Below are 20,352 nucleotides of genomic sequence, written 5' to 3' on the forward strand. Positions count from 1 at the left end.
AAATAGAAACAAAAATATAGGGATTTGTTTTACAAAATGTAAACGATTCCAAATACTAAAGGAGATTTCTATGGATAAAAGATTTTGGGAGAAATCCTGTCGCTATAGCATCCGCAAGCCGACGGTTGGGACTGCTTCTGTTTTGCTGGGGGCTATTTTTCTAGTCAACCACACTGTATCCGCAGACAGTGTGGAGGTCAAGCAAACTGAACCAACCTCTGTCGAAGCTATCACTAAGCCAGATAGTGAACCCAAAGCAGTTGAAGCTACTGAAACTACAAATCCGTCTCTAGCAGAGAGTCCAGTAGTTTCCGAAAGCAAGCCAGCTGAGGAGACTCAGAAGACAAATAGTCAAGCTAGTGAAGAAGCCATTGTAGAAGCTAAAGAAAGTAAGGAAACTGAAAAAGCAGATCAGCCTGTGACAAAACAAGAAAACTATCAACTCAACTACGATCAGCCAACAGCTCCCTCCTATGATGGATGGGAAAAACAAGCCCTTCCTGTCGGAAACGGAGAAATGGGAGCCAAGGTCTTTGGTCTCATTGGTGAAGAAAGAATCCAGTATAACGAAAAGACCCTCTGGTCTGGAGGTCCCCAGCCCGATAGCACCGACTATAATGGAGGGAACTACAAGGATCGCTACAAGGTCTTGGCAGAAATTCGTAAGGCTCTCGAAGATGGAGACCGTCAAAAAGCCAAACAATTGGCTGAACAAAATCTAGTCGGACCAAACAACGCCCAGTATGGACGTTACCTAGCTTTTGGTGATATTTTTATGGTCTTCAATAACCAGAAAAAGGGTCTGGATACAGTAACAGATTATCACCGTGGTTTGGATATCACAGAGGCTACTACGACCACTTCTTACACCCAAGATGGGACGACCTTTAAACGCGAAACCTTCTCCAGTTATCCTGATGATGTCACTGTGACCCACCTGACCAAAAAAGGAAACAAGACACTTGACTTTACCCTTTGGAACAGCTTGACAGAGGACTTGCTTGCTAATGGTGACTACTCTTGGGAATATTCCAACTATAAGAACGGACATGTTACTACAGATGAACATGGAATCCTTCTAAAGGGAACTGTTAAAGATAGCGGCCTCAAATTTGCATCCTACCTAGGAATTAAAACGGACGGAAAGGTGACTGTTCAGGACGAGACACTAACCGTTACAGGCGCAAGTTATGCGACCCTCTATCTCAGTGCCAAGACTAACTTTGCTCAGAATCCAAAAACCAACTATCGAAAAGACATTGACCTCGAAAAAACAGTTAAAGGGATTGTCGAAGCAGCTAAGGCCAAAGACTACGAGACACTGAAAAAGGCCCATATCAAGGACTATCAAAGTCTCTTTAACCGCGTTAAACTGAACCTAGGCGGAAACAAGACTGCTCAAACGACAAAAGAGGCCCTTCAAGGCTATAACCCAGAAAAAGGGCAAAAATTGGAAGAACTCTTCTTCCAATATGGCCGATATCTACTCATCAGTTCTTCTCGTGATCGGACAGATGCCCTTCCTGCAAACCTACAAGGAGTCTGGAACGCTGTAGACAATCCACCTTGGAACGCTGACTACCACCTCAATGTCAATTTGCAAATGAACTACTGGCCTGCCTATATGAGCAATCTAGCTGAAACAGCCAAGCCAATGATTAATTACATTGACGACATGCGCTATTATGGCCGTATCGCTGCTAAAGAATACGCTGGTATCGCATCAAAAGACGGACAAGAAAATGGTTGGCTGGTCCACACCCAGGCGACACCATTTGGCTGGACTACTCCAGGATGGAATTACTATTGGGGTTGGTCTCCAGCAGCCAACGCTTGGATGATGCAGAATGTCTATGACTATTATAAATTCACCAAGGATGAGACCTATCTCAAAGAAAAGATTTATCCTATGCTCAAGGAAACAGCTAAGTTCTGGAATTCCTTCTTGCACTATGACCAGGCCAGTGACCGTTGGGTGTCTTCTCCATCCTACTCACCAGAACACGGGACCATCACCATCGGAAATACCTTTGACCAATCGCTAGTCTGGCAACTATTCCACGACTACATGGAAGTTGCTAACCATCTGAATGTCGACAAAGACTTAGTCACAGAGGTCAAGGCTAAATTTGACAAACTAAAACCCCTTCACATCAACAATGAAGGCCGCATCAAGGAATGGTACGAAGAGGACAGTCCCCAATTCACCAATGAAGGGATTGAAAATCACCACCGCCACGTTTCCCATCTAGTTGGTCTCTTCCCAGGTACGCTCTTTAGCAAGGACCAAGCTGAATACCTAGAGGCTGCGCGTGCTACCTTGAACCACCGTGGAGATGGTGGTACAGGTTGGTCTAAGGCCAATAAAATCAATCTCTGGGCTCGTTTGCTGGACGGTAACCGCGCCCATCGCTTACTCGCTGAACAACTCAAATACTCAACCCTAGAAAACCTTTGGGATACCCACGCGCCTTTCCAAATCGATGGCAACTTCGGAGCAACCAGTGGGATGGCAGAAATGCTCCTTCAATCACACACTGGCTATATTGCACCATTGCCAGCCCTTCCTGATGCTTGGAAAGACGGTCAGGTTTCTGGCTTGGTTGCTCGAGGAAACTTTGAAGTCAGCATGAAGTGGAAAGATAAGAACTTGCAAAGCTTGTCCTTCCTTTCAAATGTCGGTGGAGACCTGGTTGTAGATTATCCAAATATTGAAGCTAGCCAAATCAAGGTCAATGGCAAAGCAGTCAAGGCAACTGTCCTAAAAGATGGCCGCATCCAACTGGCAACACAAAAAGGTGATGTCATTACCTTTGAACACTTCCCTGGTCGTGTAACCAGTCTGACAGCCGTTCGACAAAATGGAGTCACTGCCGAACTCATCTTTAACCAAGTAGAAGGCGCTACCCACTATGTCATCCAAAGACAAGTGAAAGACGAGTCTGGCCAAGCCTCTGCAACCAGAGAATTTGTAACCAATCAAACCCACTTTATCGACCGATCACTAGATCCTCAACATGCCTACACCTATACTGTCAAGGCTATGCTAGGCGATCTTGCCACACAAGTTTCTGAACAGGCCACTGTCGAAACCTATAGCGAGTTGATGGACGACCGAGATAACCGTATCCAGTACGGAGCTGCCTTTGGAAACTGGGCAGACTCAGAATTGTTTGGAGGAACAGAGAAATTTGCTGACCTTTCAAAAGGAGACTACACAGACGAGGACATCACTGCAACTATTCCTTTCACTGGTGTTGGCATCGAAATCTATGGACTAAAATCATCTGAACTAGGTCTTGCCACTGCTAAAATTGATGGAAAAGAGATCGGCGAGCTTGATTTCCACACTGCTGGGGCAACTGAAAAAGGTAGCCTCATCGGTCGCTTCACAGGATTATCAGACGGACCTCATACATTGACTCTTAGTGTTAAACGTGAGCATAAAGGACGTGGAAGTGAACGCTCGAAAATTTCATTAGACTACTTCAAGGTCCTAGCAGGAGCAGGCAATACGATTGAAAAAATGGATGACCGTGATTCACGCATCCAGTATGGTTCCCAGTTTAAGGACTGGTCTGACCCTGAACTCTACGGAGGTACTGAAAAATACGCTGACATCAACAACAGTGACTCTAGTGCAGTTTCAGAAGCTCAGGCATCTATCTCCTTTACTGGAACGGGCATTCGTATCTATGGTTTGAAGAGCCTTGCCCTTGGACGAGCACGTGTTACACTAGATGGCAAAGAAATGCCAAGTCTAGACTTCTACACTTCAGGTGCAACTGAAAAGAGAGCCTTTATCGGCGAATTTACAAATCTAACCGACGGTCCGCACACCCTGACATTACGTGTTGACCCAGATTCACCAGAAGGTCGCAAGAAAATTTCTCTAGACTCCTTTGATATCATCAAAGCCCCTGCTGTTGGGATAGATAGTCCAAGTATCGCTCCTCTTAAGGAAAATGACAAAGAAGTTTCCTTAACCCTACCATCCGGAGATTGGGAAGCCATCGCTGTGACCTTCCCAGGTGTCAAAGATCCTCTGGTATTGCGCAAAGTGGACGAAACGCACTTGGTTACAAGCGGAGATCAGACCGTGCTATCAGTCCAAGACAACAAGGTTCAAATCCCAATCCCTGAGGGTACAGATCGACAAGCTGGAAGTTCCATTGAAGCTTATACCATTCAAGGAACTACCACAAGTAGTCCTATTGTATCCGTCTTTACTAAAAAGGAAGAGAAAAAGGTTGACGAGAGTCAGCCAACTACAAGCAAGGGGGACGAACCAGCTCCAACTGTTGAAATTCCGGAATATACTGATCCTATCGGAACGGCAGGGCAAGAGGAACCGCCTACAGTGACAATTCCGGAATACACTGAGCCTATCGGAACCGCAGGGCAAGAGGAAGCCCCTACTCTTGAAAAACCTGAGTACACTGACCCTATCGGAACTAGTGGGGATCAGGCTGCTCCAAACCTTACCCTTCCTGACTATCCAGTTCGAGTCTTAAAAGATAAGGAAACTGGAGTGGAAATTATTGGGGGAGTCAGTGACTTAGAAGGAATTTCTCACGTTTCCAGCCGACGTGTCTTAGCTCAAGAACTCTTTGGCAAGACCTATGATGCTTACGACCTACAACTTAAAAATCCAACAGATCATAGCTTGCAGCCAAAAGGCTCTGTCTTGGTTCGATTGCCTATCTCATCTAGCGTAGAAAAGGTCTACTATATCACTCCGGCCAAGGAGTTGCAAGCCCTTGATTTCGACGTTCGAGAAGGAAAGGTAGAATTCACTACTAGTCATTTCAGTACCTATGCTGTCGTCTATCAAGCTGCTGGAACAACCCCTAGTACAGAGGAAAAACCAAGTACTTCAGATACAGAAACCTTAGCACACGAGACTGAACAACTTTCAGCTAGTCCTAGCCTTGCTAAAGCTGGAAATCATTCTCCTAAAGAACAACTTCCAGCAACAGGAGAAACGTCCAACCCACTCCTCTTCTTAGCAGGCCTCAGCCTAGCCCTTACAGCCACTTTTATGTTAAAAGGGAGAAAGGATGACTCCAACTAACCTTTAAGCACACAAAAACAGGATGAAGATCACCTTCATCCTGTTTTATTTTGTAATCAAAAGTTAGTTTTACAGTAGGTATAAAAAGGCTAAGGTCAAGAGACTTGCTAGAAGCCCAACTCCCCAAAAGAAGAAGTCAACCTTCCACTCGCTCCAAGGATTGCCCTTGCCTGAGAATCCTCCAAGCTCAAAATGATGATGCACAGGTGTCATACGGAAAATACGCTTTCCACCACTAAATTTGAAGTAGGTAACCTGCATCATAACAGAGCTTGTCTCAAAGACATAGATAATTCCAATCAACAAAAGGGTCCATTCTTGGTGGAGCGCCATAGAGATTGCTGCCAGCATCCCACCAAGAGCCAAACTTCCCACATCTCCCATAAAGACCTTGGCAGGTTTGTGGTTAAAGACGAAGAAACCTAGCAAACCACCAATCATGGCAAGAATCACAAGAAGAATATCTAGTTGATTTTGCATATAAGCAATCACACCATAGGCAGACAGGCTAATCACTACGGAAATACTTGCTAAGCCGTCGATCCCGTCAGTCAGATTCACCGCATTTGAAAAGCCAACTAGCCAGAAAAGGGCAAAGAAGATATAGAAAATACCCAGATGAACTTGGTAGCCAAAAACTGAAAGCATGTCGCCACCACGCTCATAAAAGAGGTAGAAAATCACTCCTCCAAGCAACTGGAGAGCAAGCTTTTGCTTAGGATTCAATCCTTCGTTGATCTTACGGAAAATTTTGAGGAAATCATCCAAAAAACCTACCAAACCATACAAAACCAAGATAAACAAAATCATGCCTACATTGTTAGTCAATTGTTGGGTAAAGAGAGCGGCAAGGAAGCTCACTACTACTGCAACGATTAGGAAGACAAGACCTCCCATGGTTGGAGTCCCAGCTTTAGCTTGGTGTTGCTTGACATCCTCGTGCATCTGCTGTCCTGTAATCTGTGCTTTTCGATAAAATCGGATAAAGGCTGGAATACCTATCAAGGTCAATAGAAAGGCTAGAACTCCAGCACTAATGGAACTAATCATCTTAATCTCCTAAAGTTATTTTCATGTTTTTAATGTCTTTGAGGGCTGTATTGGCACGGACACTTTGTTTCTTGACCGTTTTGCCACTACCTTCCCACTCGACTTCTATATTTAGCCATTTAGCAAATGTTTGCACATTTTCATCTGTCCAGCCATACATATCAGGCATTTCTTCGACCTTATCAGATAGGATCAAGATCTGCTGATTAGCTTCCAAATTATCTCCTTCAGAAACCGAGAGTTCCTTGATCTTGGTTCCTGTTCCGATAACGATTGGTTGGACAAGGTTACGACGCAATTCCTCTGCTAGGTCACCCGGAGTAAAGTCCTTGGTAGCTGGCATCGCATAGCTTGTCTTCTTGCTGACCTGATCCAAGCTCTTGGCAGTTGACTGAAGATTGAGGGATTCTTTCATGGCAGAAGCTCGCTCAAGGATCGGGTTGGCAAACTCTCCAAGCTGAACACCTGAATAATGCTCTGGCTGTTGCACCGTCACATAGAGGATAAAGTCAGGGTTTTCTGCAGGATGCATCGACACAACAGAGAAGATATAGTTGGTTTCACCTGTAAGGTAACCCCCATTCTTCTCATCGGCAATCTGAGCAGTCCCTGATTTCAGGGCGACATTCTGACCTGGAACATTGACATTCGGCTTTCCTATGCTGTGGTTGTACATGGTACCGTAGACAGGATCTGTTCCGACCATGACCATGTGCTCCCGAGTAGAGGACGCTGCTGCTTTTGACACAGGATTTCCGACGATTTCCTTTTGAGACTTACGAACAGACTGGTCATTTGGATCATAGAGGGCACTGATAAATTTCGGCTCCAACATAACCCCATCATTGGCAATGGCTGTAAAGGCACGAAGCATCTGGGTCTGGGTGACAGAGATCCCTTGTCCAAATGCACTCATGGCAATATTGACAATGTTATCAGCAGGTAATTGACCTGTGTACTCATCTGTCAGACCAAAACGGGTCGGTACCCCAAATTTAAAGCGATTGAGATAGTCCAGCCAGGTTGCATCTCCCATCTTTTGCTCAAGCAAAGTCATCCCGATATTACTTGAGTGGGCAAAACCTTGAGAGAAGGTCATGGTGCCACCACTAGTCAACCCCGCATTGACGTCCCAGTCACGAATGGTCGCATCAGCTATTTTCAATTCACTACTGTTAAAGTATTCGCCACCGGGGAAGGTGTTGTTATCAATAGCTGAGGCCAACACCATCACCTTCATAGTGGATCCTGGCTCGTAGTTACTTTGATAAAGAATGTCTCGCCAGACAAAGTCTTTCGTGATGCCATCCTTGGTATCGGCATTGAAGGTCGGCCGTTGGGTTGTAGCCAGGATTTCCCCTGTCTTAGCGCTGACCAAGGTAGCCGTCATATACTTGCCTTTTACCTTTTCCTGAAAGGCATCCATCTGGGTTTCCATAAAGGATTGCAAGGGACTAGAAAGGGTTGTGTACACATCCTTTCCATCTACCGTTTGTTGGGAAGCTTGATCTGTACCCGGAACGATGTTTCCCAGACGATCCTTCTCATAAGTGATGATCCCATCTGTACCTGCCAGAATGCTATTTAAAGAACTCTCCAATCCAGATGTCCCAATCAAGCTCTTGGTGCCATCCTCATTTTCATGGAGTTGTGCTAAACCGATAAAGGAAGAAGCAAACTGACCATTGGGGTAACTACGATTAGGGCTGGTTGTAAAGTCAACTCCCTCGACACCAGCAGTTTTGAGGTCGTTTTTAATGGCCATCATATTGGCATAGGTGATCCCATTTCCCTTGGTACCAAAGGATACCTGTTTTAGATCTGGTTGAGAAAGCTGTTCTTTGACATAAGACTCCTCCATATCGAGGTATTTATGGAAAATTTCAGCTACCTTATTAAATTGAGAATCCTCTACATAGAGAATTTTGCCTGTTGCTGACTTGTAGGTCTTGTCAATAATAGCATAGATATTATAAGATGTCGCATCTTCTGCAATAGGCGTACCATTACGATCGTAGATGGTCCCCCGCTTGGCTGGAATCGTCTTGGTTGTTTGGTGAACCTTTTTGGCTTCTTGAACCAAGTCCTTACCAAATTTTTTACCCGTTCCGATAATGACCGCAAAGTTGACCAAAAAGACAGCGAAGAGTATGACAGCCAATAAACTCAGGATTTTCCCTACTTTTCTGCGGTTTTCTTCTGGAGATTTACGATTACGAACGGCATAACGGATGATTTTTTCTTTCCACTGTTTCATTTCTTACTCCGTTGCTCGGATATTTTCGTTATTCAGCTGCAAATCCTTGGAGTTTGCAATTTCTTTCAAACGTTCTGAACGAATCAATTCATTGACCTCTTGCTTGGCATCGTCTAGCTCGGTTTTCTTTTCTTCGATTTGAGCATTGACCTTGGTCAATTCATTCTGAACTTGTAATAGCTTGGTCTGCATAAACACAACGCTAACTGCCAGGATAATCATTGTTGCAGCAATCGAAACATAGAAGGCCTTTTCCACACGTGAAAAACCTTTAAACTTCGTTTGCAATAACTGGCTTGTTTTTTCGATTCTTTCTGCCATGTTTTTCCTCTTACTTGTGAATTTTTCTGGCCACGCGCAACTTGGCTGAATGCGAACGATTGTTGGCTGCTAGCTCTTCGGCACTTGGCAAGATTGGCTTACGGGATACCAATTCCATCTTAGGCTTAAGATCATCTGGAATGAAGGGCAAGCCTTTTGGAACTTCCACTGTAGAAGCCTCCTTAAACAATTGCTTGGTCAAGCGGTCTTCCAGCGAATGGAAGGTAATGACCGAGATTCTACCATCCAAAGCCAGCATGTCCATGGCCTGCTGGATGGATTCATCTGCCGCACCCAGCTCATCATTGACTTCGATTCGGATAGCCTGGAAAATCTGCTTGGCAGGGTGCCCCTTTTTCTTGAGCTCCTTGGCGGGCTTTGCTGACTTGATAATCTCTGCCAACTCCGTCGTCGTCTCAATGGGTTTCACCTCACGCGCTTGCTCAATCTTACGAGCAATCTGTTTAGAAAACTTATCCTCACCATACTTGAAAAAGATCCGGACCAAGTCATGATAGTCATAATGATTGACCACTTCATAGGCCGTCAGACGAGCTTCCTGATTCATCCGCATATCCAGTGGCGCATCCTTTTTATAAGAAAAGCCACGCTCACGTTGATCTAGCTGAGGACTGGACACTCCCAAGTCATAACAAATTCCATCAATTTCCTGGACACCAGCCTCTTGTAAACGTGCCTGCAAATGACGGAAGTTGTCCTTGATAAAGGTTACCATTCCCTTTTCGATATAGGGTGCCAACCGTTTTTGCGCATTGTCAATGGCATTCTGGTCCTGGTCAAAGGCATAGAGATGCCCTTTTTCGCTCAATTTACTTAATAAATATTCGCTATGGCCTGCTCCGCCCAAAGTCGCATCAACGTAGATACCGTCAGGTTTTACGTCAAGCATATCAATCGTTTCATGAAGCAAGACCGTTACATGATGAAATTCTTTTGTCATATCCTATCTATTTTACCACAAATCTGACCAGCTTGCACTTGTCAGACAAGGCTAAGTTTCTTCGAAAAAAATTCTTAAAAACATGTCATATATACTTGACATTTCATCCTCAAAATAATATAATGTAGTCAAATATATGCGACACATCAGAAAGGAGACCCTATGAATCGTGTTAAAGAATTCCGCAAGGAACTGGGCATTTCTCAGCTCGAGCTCGCCAAAGATATCGGTGTCTCGAGACAGACCATCAACATGATTGAAAATGACAAGTACAATCCAACCCTAGAACTCTGTCTCAACCTCGCCCGCAGCCTCCAAACTGACCTCAATAGCCTCTTTTGGGAAGACGATTTTTAAAAAAGGAGCAAACAAATGAAAAAAGAAACTCTCACTGAAAAACTCATCAAACGCATATACGGTATTTCTGGTCCCCTTGACGAACACAAACGGCGCGAGGCCGATCGTATCGGGAATCAGGTCTTTATTGTCCTCTTTTATCTCATGACATTTGGCAATCTTATCCCGCTCGTTCTTGCTTATAAATACCCGCAAATTGTCGCTATCGGTTATCCTCTCGTGGTGTTTGGCATTTCGATGGTAGCTGCCCTCTATGTGGTCTCTCAAACCAAGAAAACGGGCATCACAGCTATTGATCCCGAAATGCTGAGTCAAAAAGAAAGTAAACAGCTACATTTTCCGGGTCTAAAAGCCGGTCTGATTTACGGCATAGCGATATTTTTTATAATGCCACTCATCGATACCCTAACCAGTGAAAATCCAAATTTCATCAGTTCTCTTCTGAATTCAAAACATATTTTAAAAACTATACTGGGAGCGTTCTTTTTTGGACTGATGATGTAAATTATCGTCTCTCTTCGCATTCAAAAGGCCAAGAAAGACCAAGAAGACGACTAGGAGGTGCCTTATGAAATCACTAGCTAGACTACTGATCAGTCATGTTTTTATCAGTATCTTTGTTACCTTTTTCCTACTTTCTGGACATATTGAGCATCCTTTCTTGATTATCTTTCTTTTATTCCTTCCTGTATTGAACAAGGGACAGAGATTCCAGAAAATCCAATCAAAAAAAATACGTCTTCTAAACGCATCTCTCTGTTTTATCCTCATATCCTTTCCACAGCTTCTAACCAACCCTGTCCAATGGAAATTTCCAATATTCCTAGTCGTAACCATCATTTCAAGTTTGGCCTACTTCTATAACTTTTATCAAGTAGTAAAAGAAGTAGATCAAAAACAGTTAGTTTAGGAGATTACTCCCATGAAAAAAGAAGATCTCACCACTCGCTTACTCAAACTATTCTTTCACATACAAGGGCCTTTTGATGAATGCCGCCAAGAGATAATCTACAGGGCTTGCGCCCGTTCCTTGATCCAAATCATTTACTCCTCCCTCCTACTCTTCTTATTCTATCTCCTATTTGGACGCTTCATAGAGTTGGTTCGAGATGCCATGCCTTACCTCTATTTTGGACTTATCTTCGTCCTCGCATCTAGGGCGAGACTAGCAGTTCGCAACTTACATTTAGACAAGGATGACCCGTCCGAAATCCATCACAAAAGCTACAGCAAAAGTCAAATCAAAGTTCGTAGTTGGGGTGTATTCCTCAGCATTCAGCTTGGTCTCTTCCTCTTACTAATCTTTCATAAACTCTTTGTTCAGCATCTTCCCCTCGATACCTTTTGGGACAATCTCTCCCAGTTCGATAAAATGCTCCCTTTACTAATCTTAGGTTTGGGAATTGGTGCCATCTTTGGAACCATGACCTATGCCTTTTTATCGGAACACGTTAAAAAATAGAGCAAGATTCGCTAATTTCTCATTTTATAGGCAAACAATCCCATCCAGCGCATGCTAGATGGGATTCTTTTATTTCTTAACAGAGGTTGCAAGTTATTTCCCTTTCATCTTAGAAAGTCGACTCTTTCCAACTCACACTACAATCCAAGACTTGTTGCCTTTCTTCTTGATTGCGGCCTTCAATCTGGTCAATCAAAATCTTTGTAGCCTGTTGTCCTTCTTCAAAGGCGGGCTGAACCAGCGTCGAAACACTTGGAGAAGAAAAGCAAGTCCACTCCGTATTGTCAAAACCAATCAACCCAACTTGTGGCAAGTTATAATTCAACTCTTTGATAACGGTAAAGACTAGAGGAAGGGCCCAACAGTTAGGGACAAATACCAGAGTTTTTTCATCGGGATTGATTTCTTTTTGTAAAAATTCCTTAATTTGTTCCAAATTCGTATGCTTATCTTCAATGGTTAGACTGGCGTGGCGCATATTAGCATCTGTTAAAGCATCCACAAAACCACTTGCCCGCTCAATCCGAGTACTCAAGCGACTCGTATCCGCTGTAATCAAGAGAAAATGCTCATAACCTTTTTCGATACAGGACTGGGTCATGTCATAAACGGCATCATAGTTATTGGTTTTGACCCAGCTAGTCCGGTGTTCATAGAGCTGACTATCAAAAAAGACCATTTTCTTCTTTTTCTCATCGATGATACGAGAATATTTTCGGAAATTAGAGGTCGGCTGAATAATAAAGCCGTCTACTCCCAAGAGAAGCATGCTTTCAATATACCGGTCCTCACTCTCTTGGCTGTAATTACTATTTCCTATCATTACCTGGTAGCCATTCTGGCTGGCGATATCCTCAATTCCCTTAACAATTTGGTTTGAGAAACTGTTGGTAATATCACCGATCAAAACACCAATTAATTTTGTTCGTTTGGAGTTTAAACTACGCGCAACAATGCTCGGTTTATAATTTGTTTCATGAATAACTTTTTCAATCTTTTCACGTGTCTCTCGGGACATTTTTTCATATTTCCCGTTTAGGTAAAATGACACGGTTGTTTTCGAGGTCTGAGCCATTTCTGCAATGTCTTTTATGGTCAGTTTCTTCTCCAATCTAAAACACCTCCTACTAATACTTATTATAACATATTCACCATTCAAAATGCCTATTTCTAGCACTGCAAGCGAATCATTCTCTCATTTATTTTATCATATACTAGACATTTCCCACGCATTTTTGTTCCGTCAACGAGGCACAATTTTTCACCTACACAAATATCCTCGCTTAACAACAGAATCAGCTTGTCTGTTTCGTCATTTTTCACTTCAAAAGCCAGAGCCCTTTCTACTTCACGACCATCTGTTTGGTAGACAGAATGGCGGATGATTTTAAAACTCTCATGCGCAATGATTGTATAATCCAGCATCTGATTCTCAAAGGATTGGCGCTTGGTGAGTTTGCTACTTTTTTCAAGCTCATTGTATTTAGGAGAAATAATGGTAGCTTCTAAATCAAAATCAACTTCACTCCATAGTCTCAACTGATTGATTTTCCCATCTTGATAGGTCACATCCTTGTCAAGAATAAACTGGGTCAACGCCTCATGCTGACCTTGACACCTGATATCATCTACCAAGAGCCAGACATCCTCTGCCAACATGAGGATTTTTCTCCTGTAAAGATAAGGCAAATCAGGATCTACTGACAAATAAGCCCCCTCAATATAATGCACTCCCTCTCTTTCTTTGTGGTGACAAAACAGGGAGTGAGGATAGTATTCATATTCCCAGGATCCCGTGATCCTTTCTGGAGCTTTCCCATCTACCATACAGGTCGAATGACTCCAAGCACTCTTTAAGAGATAACGTTCATCTATCTCCCGATAAGAATAACGCCCAGCATCTATGAAAATCGGTTGGCCTTGATACTGTAAGCAAAAACTATTCTCGTCACTATGGCTATGGGCACTTCCCAGCGGACCGTTTTTGAAAAATAGATAGCGATGTTCATCCTTAAGGCAGACATGCCCAGAGTCTTCAAAGATCCTGAACTTAGGCTGCCAAGCTCTCTTTTCAAATTCCTGCAGTCGCTTGACCTTTTCTCGCCCCAGAAACAAGAGACTAACCAAATCGACTTTAACATCCAGACCGTTAAGAAGATCTTCCTTGTTCAAAACCACAGCAGACAGGCTCAAAATCTCTGCCGTTTCTGTAGAATCACTATCACCAAAAGCTAAGGTCCGTCCATCTAATCCTGTCATCATTTGAATATAGGTCGCCATCTTTTCCAGCAACTCTTGAAAGCTATCTTGCAAGTCTGGAAGCAAGAGACACAAATCCAGCAAGGCTTTATAAACCTCTACATGATAGAGAATCGACTGTTCAAACTGGCTCCCATCCTCTAAAATCTGCGTCTCAATTTGCTGTTTCAACTCCTCTGAAGCAAAATGGTAAGCTTCTTCTAGGTCCATCTTATCTGAAAAGAAATGATAGATAGCAAGCATCGGAATTGTTTGTAAGATTCCCCAGTTACTAAGAGTGTACTTGACACGATAGTGGCTTCTCATAAAGTCAATCTGCTTTTCTAGACTGACCAAAATTTTCTCTAGTTCTTCCTCTTCTAGCAAGTCAAATTTCAAGAAGAGCAAGAGTAGTTTCAACCAAGTAAAGGAACGAATACCCGTATCCAAGGTTCTAGTCATCAAAGATTGAGGAGAAAACTCTCTCACCTGCTCAATCCAATCAAATAGAAAGAACTTGCACTTTTGAATATAGCCCTTATCTCCTTCTACCAGATACCCTATCACAAACTGCAAGAGATATTCTTGTCGATTGAGCATATAAGCCCATTCTGGATCATCTTCAAATACTTGATCCCATACCATCGGCTGGATTTGATGAATTTTTGAACAAGGTTCCATATCCCAAGGACTATCAAACATAAAACGATTGTCCATCAAGCTCTCAAGAGAACGCTTGACTTTCTCATAGTCTTTTGAACAGTGGGATAAGATATAGTCACGACATTGGTCCCCATCGACTCTTTCAAAAAATTGTCTTCTTTCTTCTTTCATTATCTATTACCAGAAAAAGAACTACTTAAAAAGCAGTTCTTTTGTCTTTCCCATTACACTTTCCTTTTCTACATAGATGACCACATCTTTTGCAATCTGCAAAGAGATCAAGTCATCTTTGATAGAAATGATTTTTCCATGAATTCCAGACAATAACAACACTTCATCACCAGATGTTAAAGAAGCTAAATATTCTTGTCGTTGCTCCATCTGTTTACGAAGCAACTTTTGCTGACGAATAGAATGAAAGCTTGACAGTAAAAGGGGGCTCACTGCCAAGACAATCACTATTCCATAAAACAATGTCGTATCCATTAAGCTAGAATCTTAAGCCAGCTTCCGATAATTCCGATGATAACTGTTAAAATAACGAGTTTATATGTTGTCCATTTCTTTTCTTTGATCAAGTAGTAAACTAAAAGTGTAAATAGGGCTGGTAGAAGAGCTGGAGCAACCTTATCAAGCATTCCCTGAATACTTACGATACTTTGTTTAGCGTCTGCTTTAACTTCCCCTGCAGCAAAGGTGATTGGCACCATAATCTTAACAGATGTCGCTGCCAAACCAGCAATTACGGTTACACCGATAATATTGGCAATACGAGAAATCGTTGCCATCTGTTCGCTTAGTTTATCAATCACAGTTGTTCCTAGTTTGTATCCATACAGACCAGTTGACAATTTAATCGCTGTCAAAATCGTATTCATCGCAAGGAAGAACAAGATTGGACCGACAACCAAGCCTTCTTGAGCAAACGAAGCTGCGATGGTTGAGAACAATGGAGCTAAACAGAATTGAGAAAGAGAATCCCCAATACCTGCCAATGGTCCCATCAAGGCCATCTTGATGCTACGTGTTTCTTTTGCTGGTCGGCCATTTTCCAACATTACAAGGTGTAAGCTGGTAATAAAAGGTAGGAAGTGTGGGTTGGTATTATAGAATTCACAGTTTTCTTCCAAGGCTTGGTAGAAACCTTCCTGATCCTCTCCATAGTGTTTTTTCAAAGCAGGATACATTACATTGGCATATCCCAGCCCTTGATAGTTACTATAGTTAAATCCATTTTGTAAAAAGAATGCCCGCAAAGACGTTTTAAGATAATCACGTTTTGTTAATTTGTTAGATCCAGTCATCGTGTGCTTCCTCCTCTACCACATGATCCGCTGTTTTTGGCTTGTTATAAAATTCAATCAAAGCAAAGATAGTACCTACAATTGCAATACCAATTGTTGGGATGTTTAGATAAGCTGCACAAACATATCCCAACAAGACAAACGGAATCAACTCTTTCTTAGCCATCACTGACAAGATCATCGCAAAACCGATAGCTGGGAGCATTTTACCAGCAACTGTCAAACCTGTAAGCAATACCGGTGGAATGTAGTCTACGAGTTTCAACAAGGTATCCATTGAAAGGGCACCCAAGCAACCCAAGGTAAATCCAATAAAGGCAAACAACCAAATTGTTGCATTTAGAGTGAACTTGAATTTCTTCAAATTATGGTTTTTCAAGTGCTTCATCGCCGTTTCAGGTGCTCCAGCACGTACAGTGTAAGCGAAAGTTTGTAAGAATTGAATCGCCACAGCAATCGGAGTAGAGAGGGCAAGAGCCGCTTCTGGACTGACTTTACCAGCACTAGTGATAGCCATCAAGGTACCAAAGATACCAGGTCCGATTGGGTTTGGTGGAACAGTACCTCCAGCACCAACACCGAATCCCATATAAGCCAATTCACCAATAGCTCCCATTGCAAGAGCAGTAGGCAAATCACCTAGAATAATTCCGACACCAAATGACAGAACAATACATCTATTGGTGTAAATTCCCAACAGCATTCCACTAAAACAGAAAGCTGTCCATAATCCAATTAAAATCGCTTGAAATACATTAATCGACATAACGATCTCCTCTTTTAAATATAGTCCAGAATATTGACTTCAACAGCTCCATCATTTCCTGTTGGAGTTGTTTTCGTATTAAATGTTACTTGATGCGTTTGACTCAATTCCTTAAGAGCTACCTTGTCCTCTTCACCTAGGAAGATAGAGCGTGTCACTTGCTCTTTACCAGGGGCATTGTGAATGTTCCCGATATTGATTTCTTTGATAGGGACACCACCTTCTACCAAGGTTAAAGCGTCCTTCACATCCTTTACAACGATAAAAATTGTTTGCGCAGGATTAGCCTTGTGAATGATATCAATCACCTTTTGCAAAGGGAAGAAACGCATAGCAACTGAGTCTGGCACAACTGTTTTCATCAGAGTTTGTTGCATCTTGTCCGTGCTCACTTCGTCATTGGCAACAATGACCGTATTACAACCTAAGTATTTTACCCAAAGTTGTCCTTGCCCGTGAATCAACCGTTCATCGATACGGGTCATAATAATATTTGGCGTTGTCATATTTCTCCTCCTACCAATATAGGTTCCAGTCTTTGTAGAAACGGATAAGGGCTTCTAGGTAATAGTAGTCACCCCAGATATTGCCTTCATCCACCCCTTTACCTGAATGCCATGAGTACACACCGTGGAGGAGACTTGTCCCACCAGGGGTAAATTGATCATTTGCATAATGTTCGATCAAGGAACGAAGCATGGCATGCATAGCATGTTTATAAATATCTTTGTCAGCATCCACCTCTGGGAGATGTTTTAGCATTTCATGAATCCCACAGACGGCGATAGCTGTTGCTGAAGAATCTCGTGATTGATCACTACCATCATTAAAAATCAAATCCCAATAGGAAACATGATCTTTGGGCAGACGATTCAAGAAATAATTGGTTACACCCTTAAACAAGTCAAAGCAGGACTCGTCTTTCAGGTGACGATAAGTCAAAGGAATACCATAGACTCCCCATGATTGACCACGTGCCCAGCATGAATCATCACTATACCCTTGTCTCGTTACACCTTTAAGGGGTTGACCTGTCTCAGGATCAAAATAGAAGGTGTGGAAGGACGAAGCGTCATCACGAATTACATTATTAGCTGAAGCATAGAAATGGCTTTCTGCAATATCGTAGTATTTTTGATCGCCTGTTTCTTGATAGGCAAAGAACAATAGTTGAATGTTGAGCAAGCAGTCGATAATCAAACGGTAATGCTCTTTCTTGCCCAAGTCTCCCCAAGCTTGAATAAAGCCACCTTTTTCTTGATAGCGTTCAATCAACTTATCTGCAGCTTTCAAGGCCGCTTCTCTAGCCTCTCCATTTCCATTTATCTTATATTCAGCCATACAAGATGGTGTGTATAAGAAACCGAGATCATGGTGGTCCAATTCTACTCTCTTATTGATACGATTCAGGAAAGAAAGAACATTTTTATGAGCGATGTTTTTAAATGCATCCTGTTGACTGTATTCATAAGCCAACCACAGTTCTCCTGTCCAGAAACCATTGGTCCATTCCGTGTTATCCATGATTGGATAGACATTATTAAAGGTAGCTGGCGTCGGGAAATCTTCCTTGAAATAGTCAAGGTTGAGTTCTAACTGCCGAATAACCTTATCAATTGCCTGGCCGACTTCTTCTTTCGTCAGAAGTGGTACTTCTAAGAAGCGCTCAGGCGATTTTATTTCTTCAATCGTAACCTTTTTTATCATTCTTTTACCCTTTAAATACCCGATTCGAAATCTTCTTCCTCTACCTCTGCATCCGTTGAAAACAATTCTTTACCATTTACGACTCCGCCCTGGGCCGCCGCTACTGATTTATTAACAACCTCATCAAAGCTATGAGCCATTCTAGCAAAGACTGCTTCCATTAACATGGCTAAGTTCAAACCCGAGAGAACATTCATTGTTTTGGCTGGATTTTCTCCCATTATAGTAGAAGAAACCTTGAATGGCGATCCTCCCAAGAGATCACTTAGAATTAAAACTTCTTCTTCATTTGAAATTGCAAGTAAGATTTTTTGCTTGAGTTCATCTGCTGACATTCCTTCCACAAAGTCAATCGCCTCCACATTTTCTTGATTGCCTGCAATCAATTGTAAAGAACTATAAATCCCTGTGGCAAAATGTCCATGCCCTACAAGTACAATTTTCATCTTTTCTCCTTTCTTGTTTGAGTTTACCGGTTTACTTTACATTTTCCATTGTAACCCTTTATTTTTATCTTGTCAATAGTTTTTTTAAAAAATATTAGCGCTTTCATTGTTTATTTAACCATTATAATAGACAGGAATTTCAAAATCTTCCGTTTTTTTAGGGAAACAAAGATTTTTGGAAATAAAAATATTTAATTATTGACAAAACCGGTTTACTAGAATATAATTTGGTTATAGAGAAGTCTTAACAAATTTGAAAGGAAGTATCAAATGACAAATACATCATTCTCAATTGAGCAGTTTTCTTTAAAAGGAAAAATTGCTCTCATCACCGGCGCTTCTTATGGAATTGGATTTGCTATTGCCAAATCCTACGCTGAAGCCGGCGCTACTATTGTCTTTAACGATATTAATCAAGACCTGGTCAATAAAGGGATTGAAGCTTATCGTGAAGTTGGCATCAAAGCCCATGGATACGTCTGTGACGTGACAGACGAGGACGGTATCCAAGCCATGGTCAAGCAAATCGAACAAGAGGTTGGTGTCATTGACATCCTCGTTAATAACGCTGGTATTATCCGCCGAGTTCCAATGTGTGAAATGAGCGCCGCTGATTTCCGTAAGGTCATCGATATTGACTTAAACGCACCATTTATCGTTTCAAAGGCTGTTATTCCTTCTATGATGAAGAAAGGGCATGGAAAGATTATCAATATTTGTTCGATGATGAGCGAACTGGGACGTGAAACAGTTAGCGCTTATGCTGCCGCTAAAGGAGGCTTGAAAATGTTGACCCGCAACATTGCGTCTGAATACGGTGGAGCCAATATCCAATGTAACGGAATCGGACCGGGTTATATTGCCACTCCTCAAACAGCACCTCTTCGTGAGTTGCAAGAAGATGGTTCTCGCCACCCATTTGACCAGTTCATCATTGCAAAAACACCTGCTGCACGTTGGGGAAATCCTGAAGATTTGATGGGCCCTGCAGTCTTTCTCGCTAGTGATGCCAGCAATTTTGTCAATGGCCACATCCTATATGTAGATGGCGGTATCTTAGCCTACATCGGAAAACAACCTGAGTAAAAATAGAAAGAAGATCTTATGAAAATCGCATTAATCAATGAAAATAGTCAAGCTAGCAAGAATCACATTATTTACGATAGTCTGAAAGAAGCAACAGATAAAAAAGGCTACCAATTATTTAACTATGGTATGCGTGGAGAAGAAGGTGAAAATCCATTAACATACGTACAAAACGGCTTAATGGCTGCCATCCTTTTAAATACAAAAGCAGTCGACTTTGTTGTTACCGGCTGTGGTACGGGTGTAGGAGCTATGCTTGCTTTAAACAGCTTCCCTGGTGTTGTCTGTGGTCTAGCAGTGGACCCAACTGACGCTTACCTTTATTCTCAAATCAATGGTGGTAACGCCTTGTCTATCCCTTATGCCAAAGGATTTGGTTGGGGGGCAGAATTGACCCTCAAATTGATGTTTGAACGCTTATTTGCTGAAGAAATGGGCGGTGGCTACCCAAGAGAACGTGTAATCCCTGAACAACGCAACGCTCGTATCTTAAACGAGGTGAAACAAATCACCCACAATGATTTGATAACCATCCTTAAAACAATCGACCAAGACTTCCTCAAAGACACCATCTCTGGCAAATACTTCCAAGAATACTTCTTTGAAAACTGCCAAGATGATGAAGTCGCTGCTTATTTGAAAGAAATATTAGCCAAGTAA

General features: G+C 42.3%; 19 protein-coding genes. 7 read left to right on the forward strand and 12 right to left on the reverse strand.

Features of this window, described 5'->3' with window-relative positions; all coding sequences use genetic code 11:
- Positions 1-70 precede the first annotated feature (70 nt).
- Entirely contained in the window at positions 71-5,074 is a 5,004-nt protein-coding gene (locus tag KZX55_RS08080) for an SIALI-17 repeat-containing surface protein (protein WP_248026552.1), read from the forward strand.
- Positions 5,075-5,143: 69 nt separating this feature from the next.
- Here the strand turns inward: KZX55_RS08080 and mraY are convergent, their stop codons facing one another.
- Genes mraY through rsmH form a run of 4 tightly spaced genes read right to left on the reverse strand, consistent with a single transcriptional unit; the run spans position 5,144 to position 9,663 of the window.
- Positions 5,144-6,124 carry a phospho-N-acetylmuramoyl-pentapeptide-transferase gene (gene mraY, locus KZX55_RS08085; protein WP_248026553.1) on the reverse strand — a complete coding sequence of 327 codons (981 nt, stop codon included), beginning with the start codon at positions 6,122-6,124 and terminating at the stop codon, positions 5,144-5,146.
- 1 nt (position 6,125) lies between these two features.
- A complete protein-coding gene (gene pbp2X / locus KZX55_RS08090; protein ID WP_248026555.1) occupies positions 6,126-8,381 on the reverse strand; it encodes a penicillin-binding protein PBP2X in 2,256 nt (751 codons plus the stop codon).
- 3 nt (positions 8,382-8,384) lie between these two features.
- A complete protein-coding gene (gene ftsL / locus KZX55_RS08095; RefSeq protein ID WP_195217259.1) occupies positions 8,385-8,702 on the reverse strand; it encodes a cell division protein FtsL in 318 nt (105 codons plus the stop codon).
- Between the two features lie 10 nt (positions 8,703-8,712).
- On the reverse strand, positions 8,713-9,663 hold the full coding sequence (gene rsmH, locus KZX55_RS08100; protein ID WP_247921204.1) for a 16S rRNA (cytosine(1402)-N(4))-methyltransferase RsmH: 951 nt from the start codon (positions 9,661-9,663) through the stop codon (positions 8,713-8,715).
- Positions 9,664-9,825: 162 nt separating this feature from the next.
- Here rsmH and KZX55_RS08105 point away from each other — a divergent pair, with 162 nt between their 5' ends.
- The 4 genes from KZX55_RS08105 to KZX55_RS08120 all read left to right on the forward strand — a co-directional run bounded on the left by KZX55_RS08105 (position 9,826) and on the right by KZX55_RS08120 (position 11,482).
- Complete coding sequence (locus KZX55_RS08105) at positions 9,826-10,020, forward strand: helix-turn-helix transcriptional regulator (RefSeq protein ID WP_001082470.1); 195 nt, start codon at positions 9,826-9,828, stop codon at positions 10,018-10,020.
- A 15-nt stretch (positions 10,021-10,035) separates the two neighbouring features.
- On the forward strand, positions 10,036-10,524 hold the full coding sequence (locus tag KZX55_RS08110; protein ID WP_248026557.1) for a DUF3278 domain-containing protein: 489 nt from the start codon (positions 10,036-10,038) through the stop codon (positions 10,522-10,524).
- 64 nt (positions 10,525-10,588) lie between these two features.
- Entirely contained in the window at positions 10,589-10,930 is a 342-nt protein-coding gene (locus tag KZX55_RS08115) for a hypothetical protein (protein ID WP_248026559.1), read from the forward strand.
- Between the two features lie 12 nt (positions 10,931-10,942).
- The gene (locus KZX55_RS08120; protein ID WP_248026561.1) at positions 10,943-11,482 is read left to right on the forward strand and encodes a DUF3278 domain-containing protein; all 540 of its coding nucleotides are present in this window, start codon (positions 10,943-10,945) and stop codon (positions 11,480-11,482) included.
- Positions 11,483-11,591: 109 nt separating this feature from the next.
- On the opposite strand, the gene KZX55_RS08125 is transcribed toward KZX55_RS08120, so the two are convergent.
- Genes KZX55_RS08125 through KZX55_RS08160 form a run of 8 tightly spaced genes read right to left on the reverse strand, consistent with a single transcriptional unit; the run spans position 11,592 to position 18,606 of the window.
- Positions 11,592-12,593, reverse strand: coding sequence for a LacI family DNA-binding transcriptional regulator (locus KZX55_RS08125; protein ID WP_000412460.1), 1,002 nt, complete (start codon positions 12,591-12,593; stop codon positions 11,592-11,594).
- Positions 12,594-12,652: 59 nt separating this feature from the next.
- Positions 12,653-14,554: an alginate lyase family protein gene (locus tag KZX55_RS08130; protein ID WP_248026562.1), complete on the reverse strand. Its 1,902-nt coding sequence runs from the start codon at positions 14,552-14,554 to the stop codon at positions 12,653-12,655.
- Positions 14,555-14,575: 21 nt separating this feature from the next.
- Positions 14,576-14,869, reverse strand: coding sequence for a preprotein translocase subunit YajC (gene yajC, locus KZX55_RS08135; protein WP_248026564.1), 294 nt, complete (start codon positions 14,867-14,869; stop codon positions 14,576-14,578).
- Complete coding sequence (locus tag KZX55_RS08140; protein ID WP_000148025.1) at positions 14,869-15,687, reverse strand: PTS system mannose/fructose/sorbose family transporter subunit IID; 819 nt, start codon at positions 15,685-15,687, stop codon at positions 14,869-14,871. Before KZX55_RS08140 ends, yajC begins: the two co-directional genes overlap by 1 nt.
- Positions 15,674-16,453, reverse strand: coding sequence for a PTS mannose/fructose/sorbose/N-acetylgalactosamine transporter subunit IIC (locus KZX55_RS08145; RefSeq protein WP_000026610.1), 780 nt, complete (start codon positions 16,451-16,453; stop codon positions 15,674-15,676). The genes KZX55_RS08140 and KZX55_RS08145 overlap by 14 nt, the downstream gene beginning before the upstream one ends.
- A 14-nt stretch (positions 16,454-16,467) precedes the next feature.
- Complete coding sequence (locus tag KZX55_RS08150) at positions 16,468-16,959, reverse strand: PTS sugar transporter subunit IIB (RefSeq protein WP_000211086.1); 492 nt, start codon at positions 16,957-16,959, stop codon at positions 16,468-16,470.
- A 10-nt stretch (positions 16,960-16,969) separates the two neighbouring features.
- On the reverse strand, positions 16,970-18,160 hold the full coding sequence (locus KZX55_RS08155; RefSeq protein ID WP_248026565.1) for a glycoside hydrolase family 88 protein: 1,191 nt from the start codon (positions 18,158-18,160) through the stop codon (positions 16,970-16,972).
- An 11-nt stretch (positions 18,161-18,171) separates the two neighbouring features.
- Positions 18,172-18,606 carry a PTS sugar transporter subunit IIA gene (locus KZX55_RS08160; RefSeq protein ID WP_248026566.1) on the reverse strand — a complete coding sequence of 145 codons (435 nt, stop codon included), beginning with the start codon at positions 18,604-18,606 and terminating at the stop codon, positions 18,172-18,174.
- Positions 18,607-18,876: 270 nt separating this feature from the next.
- Here KZX55_RS08160 and KZX55_RS08165 point away from each other — a divergent pair, with 270 nt between their 5' ends.
- On the forward strand, positions 18,877-19,692 hold the full coding sequence (locus KZX55_RS08165; RefSeq protein WP_109289869.1) for a gluconate 5-dehydrogenase: 816 nt from the start codon (positions 18,877-18,879) through the stop codon (positions 19,690-19,692).
- Between the two features lie 18 nt (positions 19,693-19,710).
- Positions 19,711-20,352 carry an RpiB/LacA/LacB family sugar-phosphate isomerase gene (locus KZX55_RS08170; RefSeq protein WP_248026567.1) on the forward strand — a complete coding sequence of 214 codons (642 nt, stop codon included), beginning with the start codon at positions 19,711-19,713 and terminating at the stop codon, positions 20,350-20,352.

This window comes from Streptococcus halitosis, assembly GCF_023147855.1.
Classification (GTDB): domain Bacteria; phylum Bacillota; class Bacilli; order Lactobacillales; family Streptococcaceae; genus Streptococcus; species Streptococcus halitosis_B.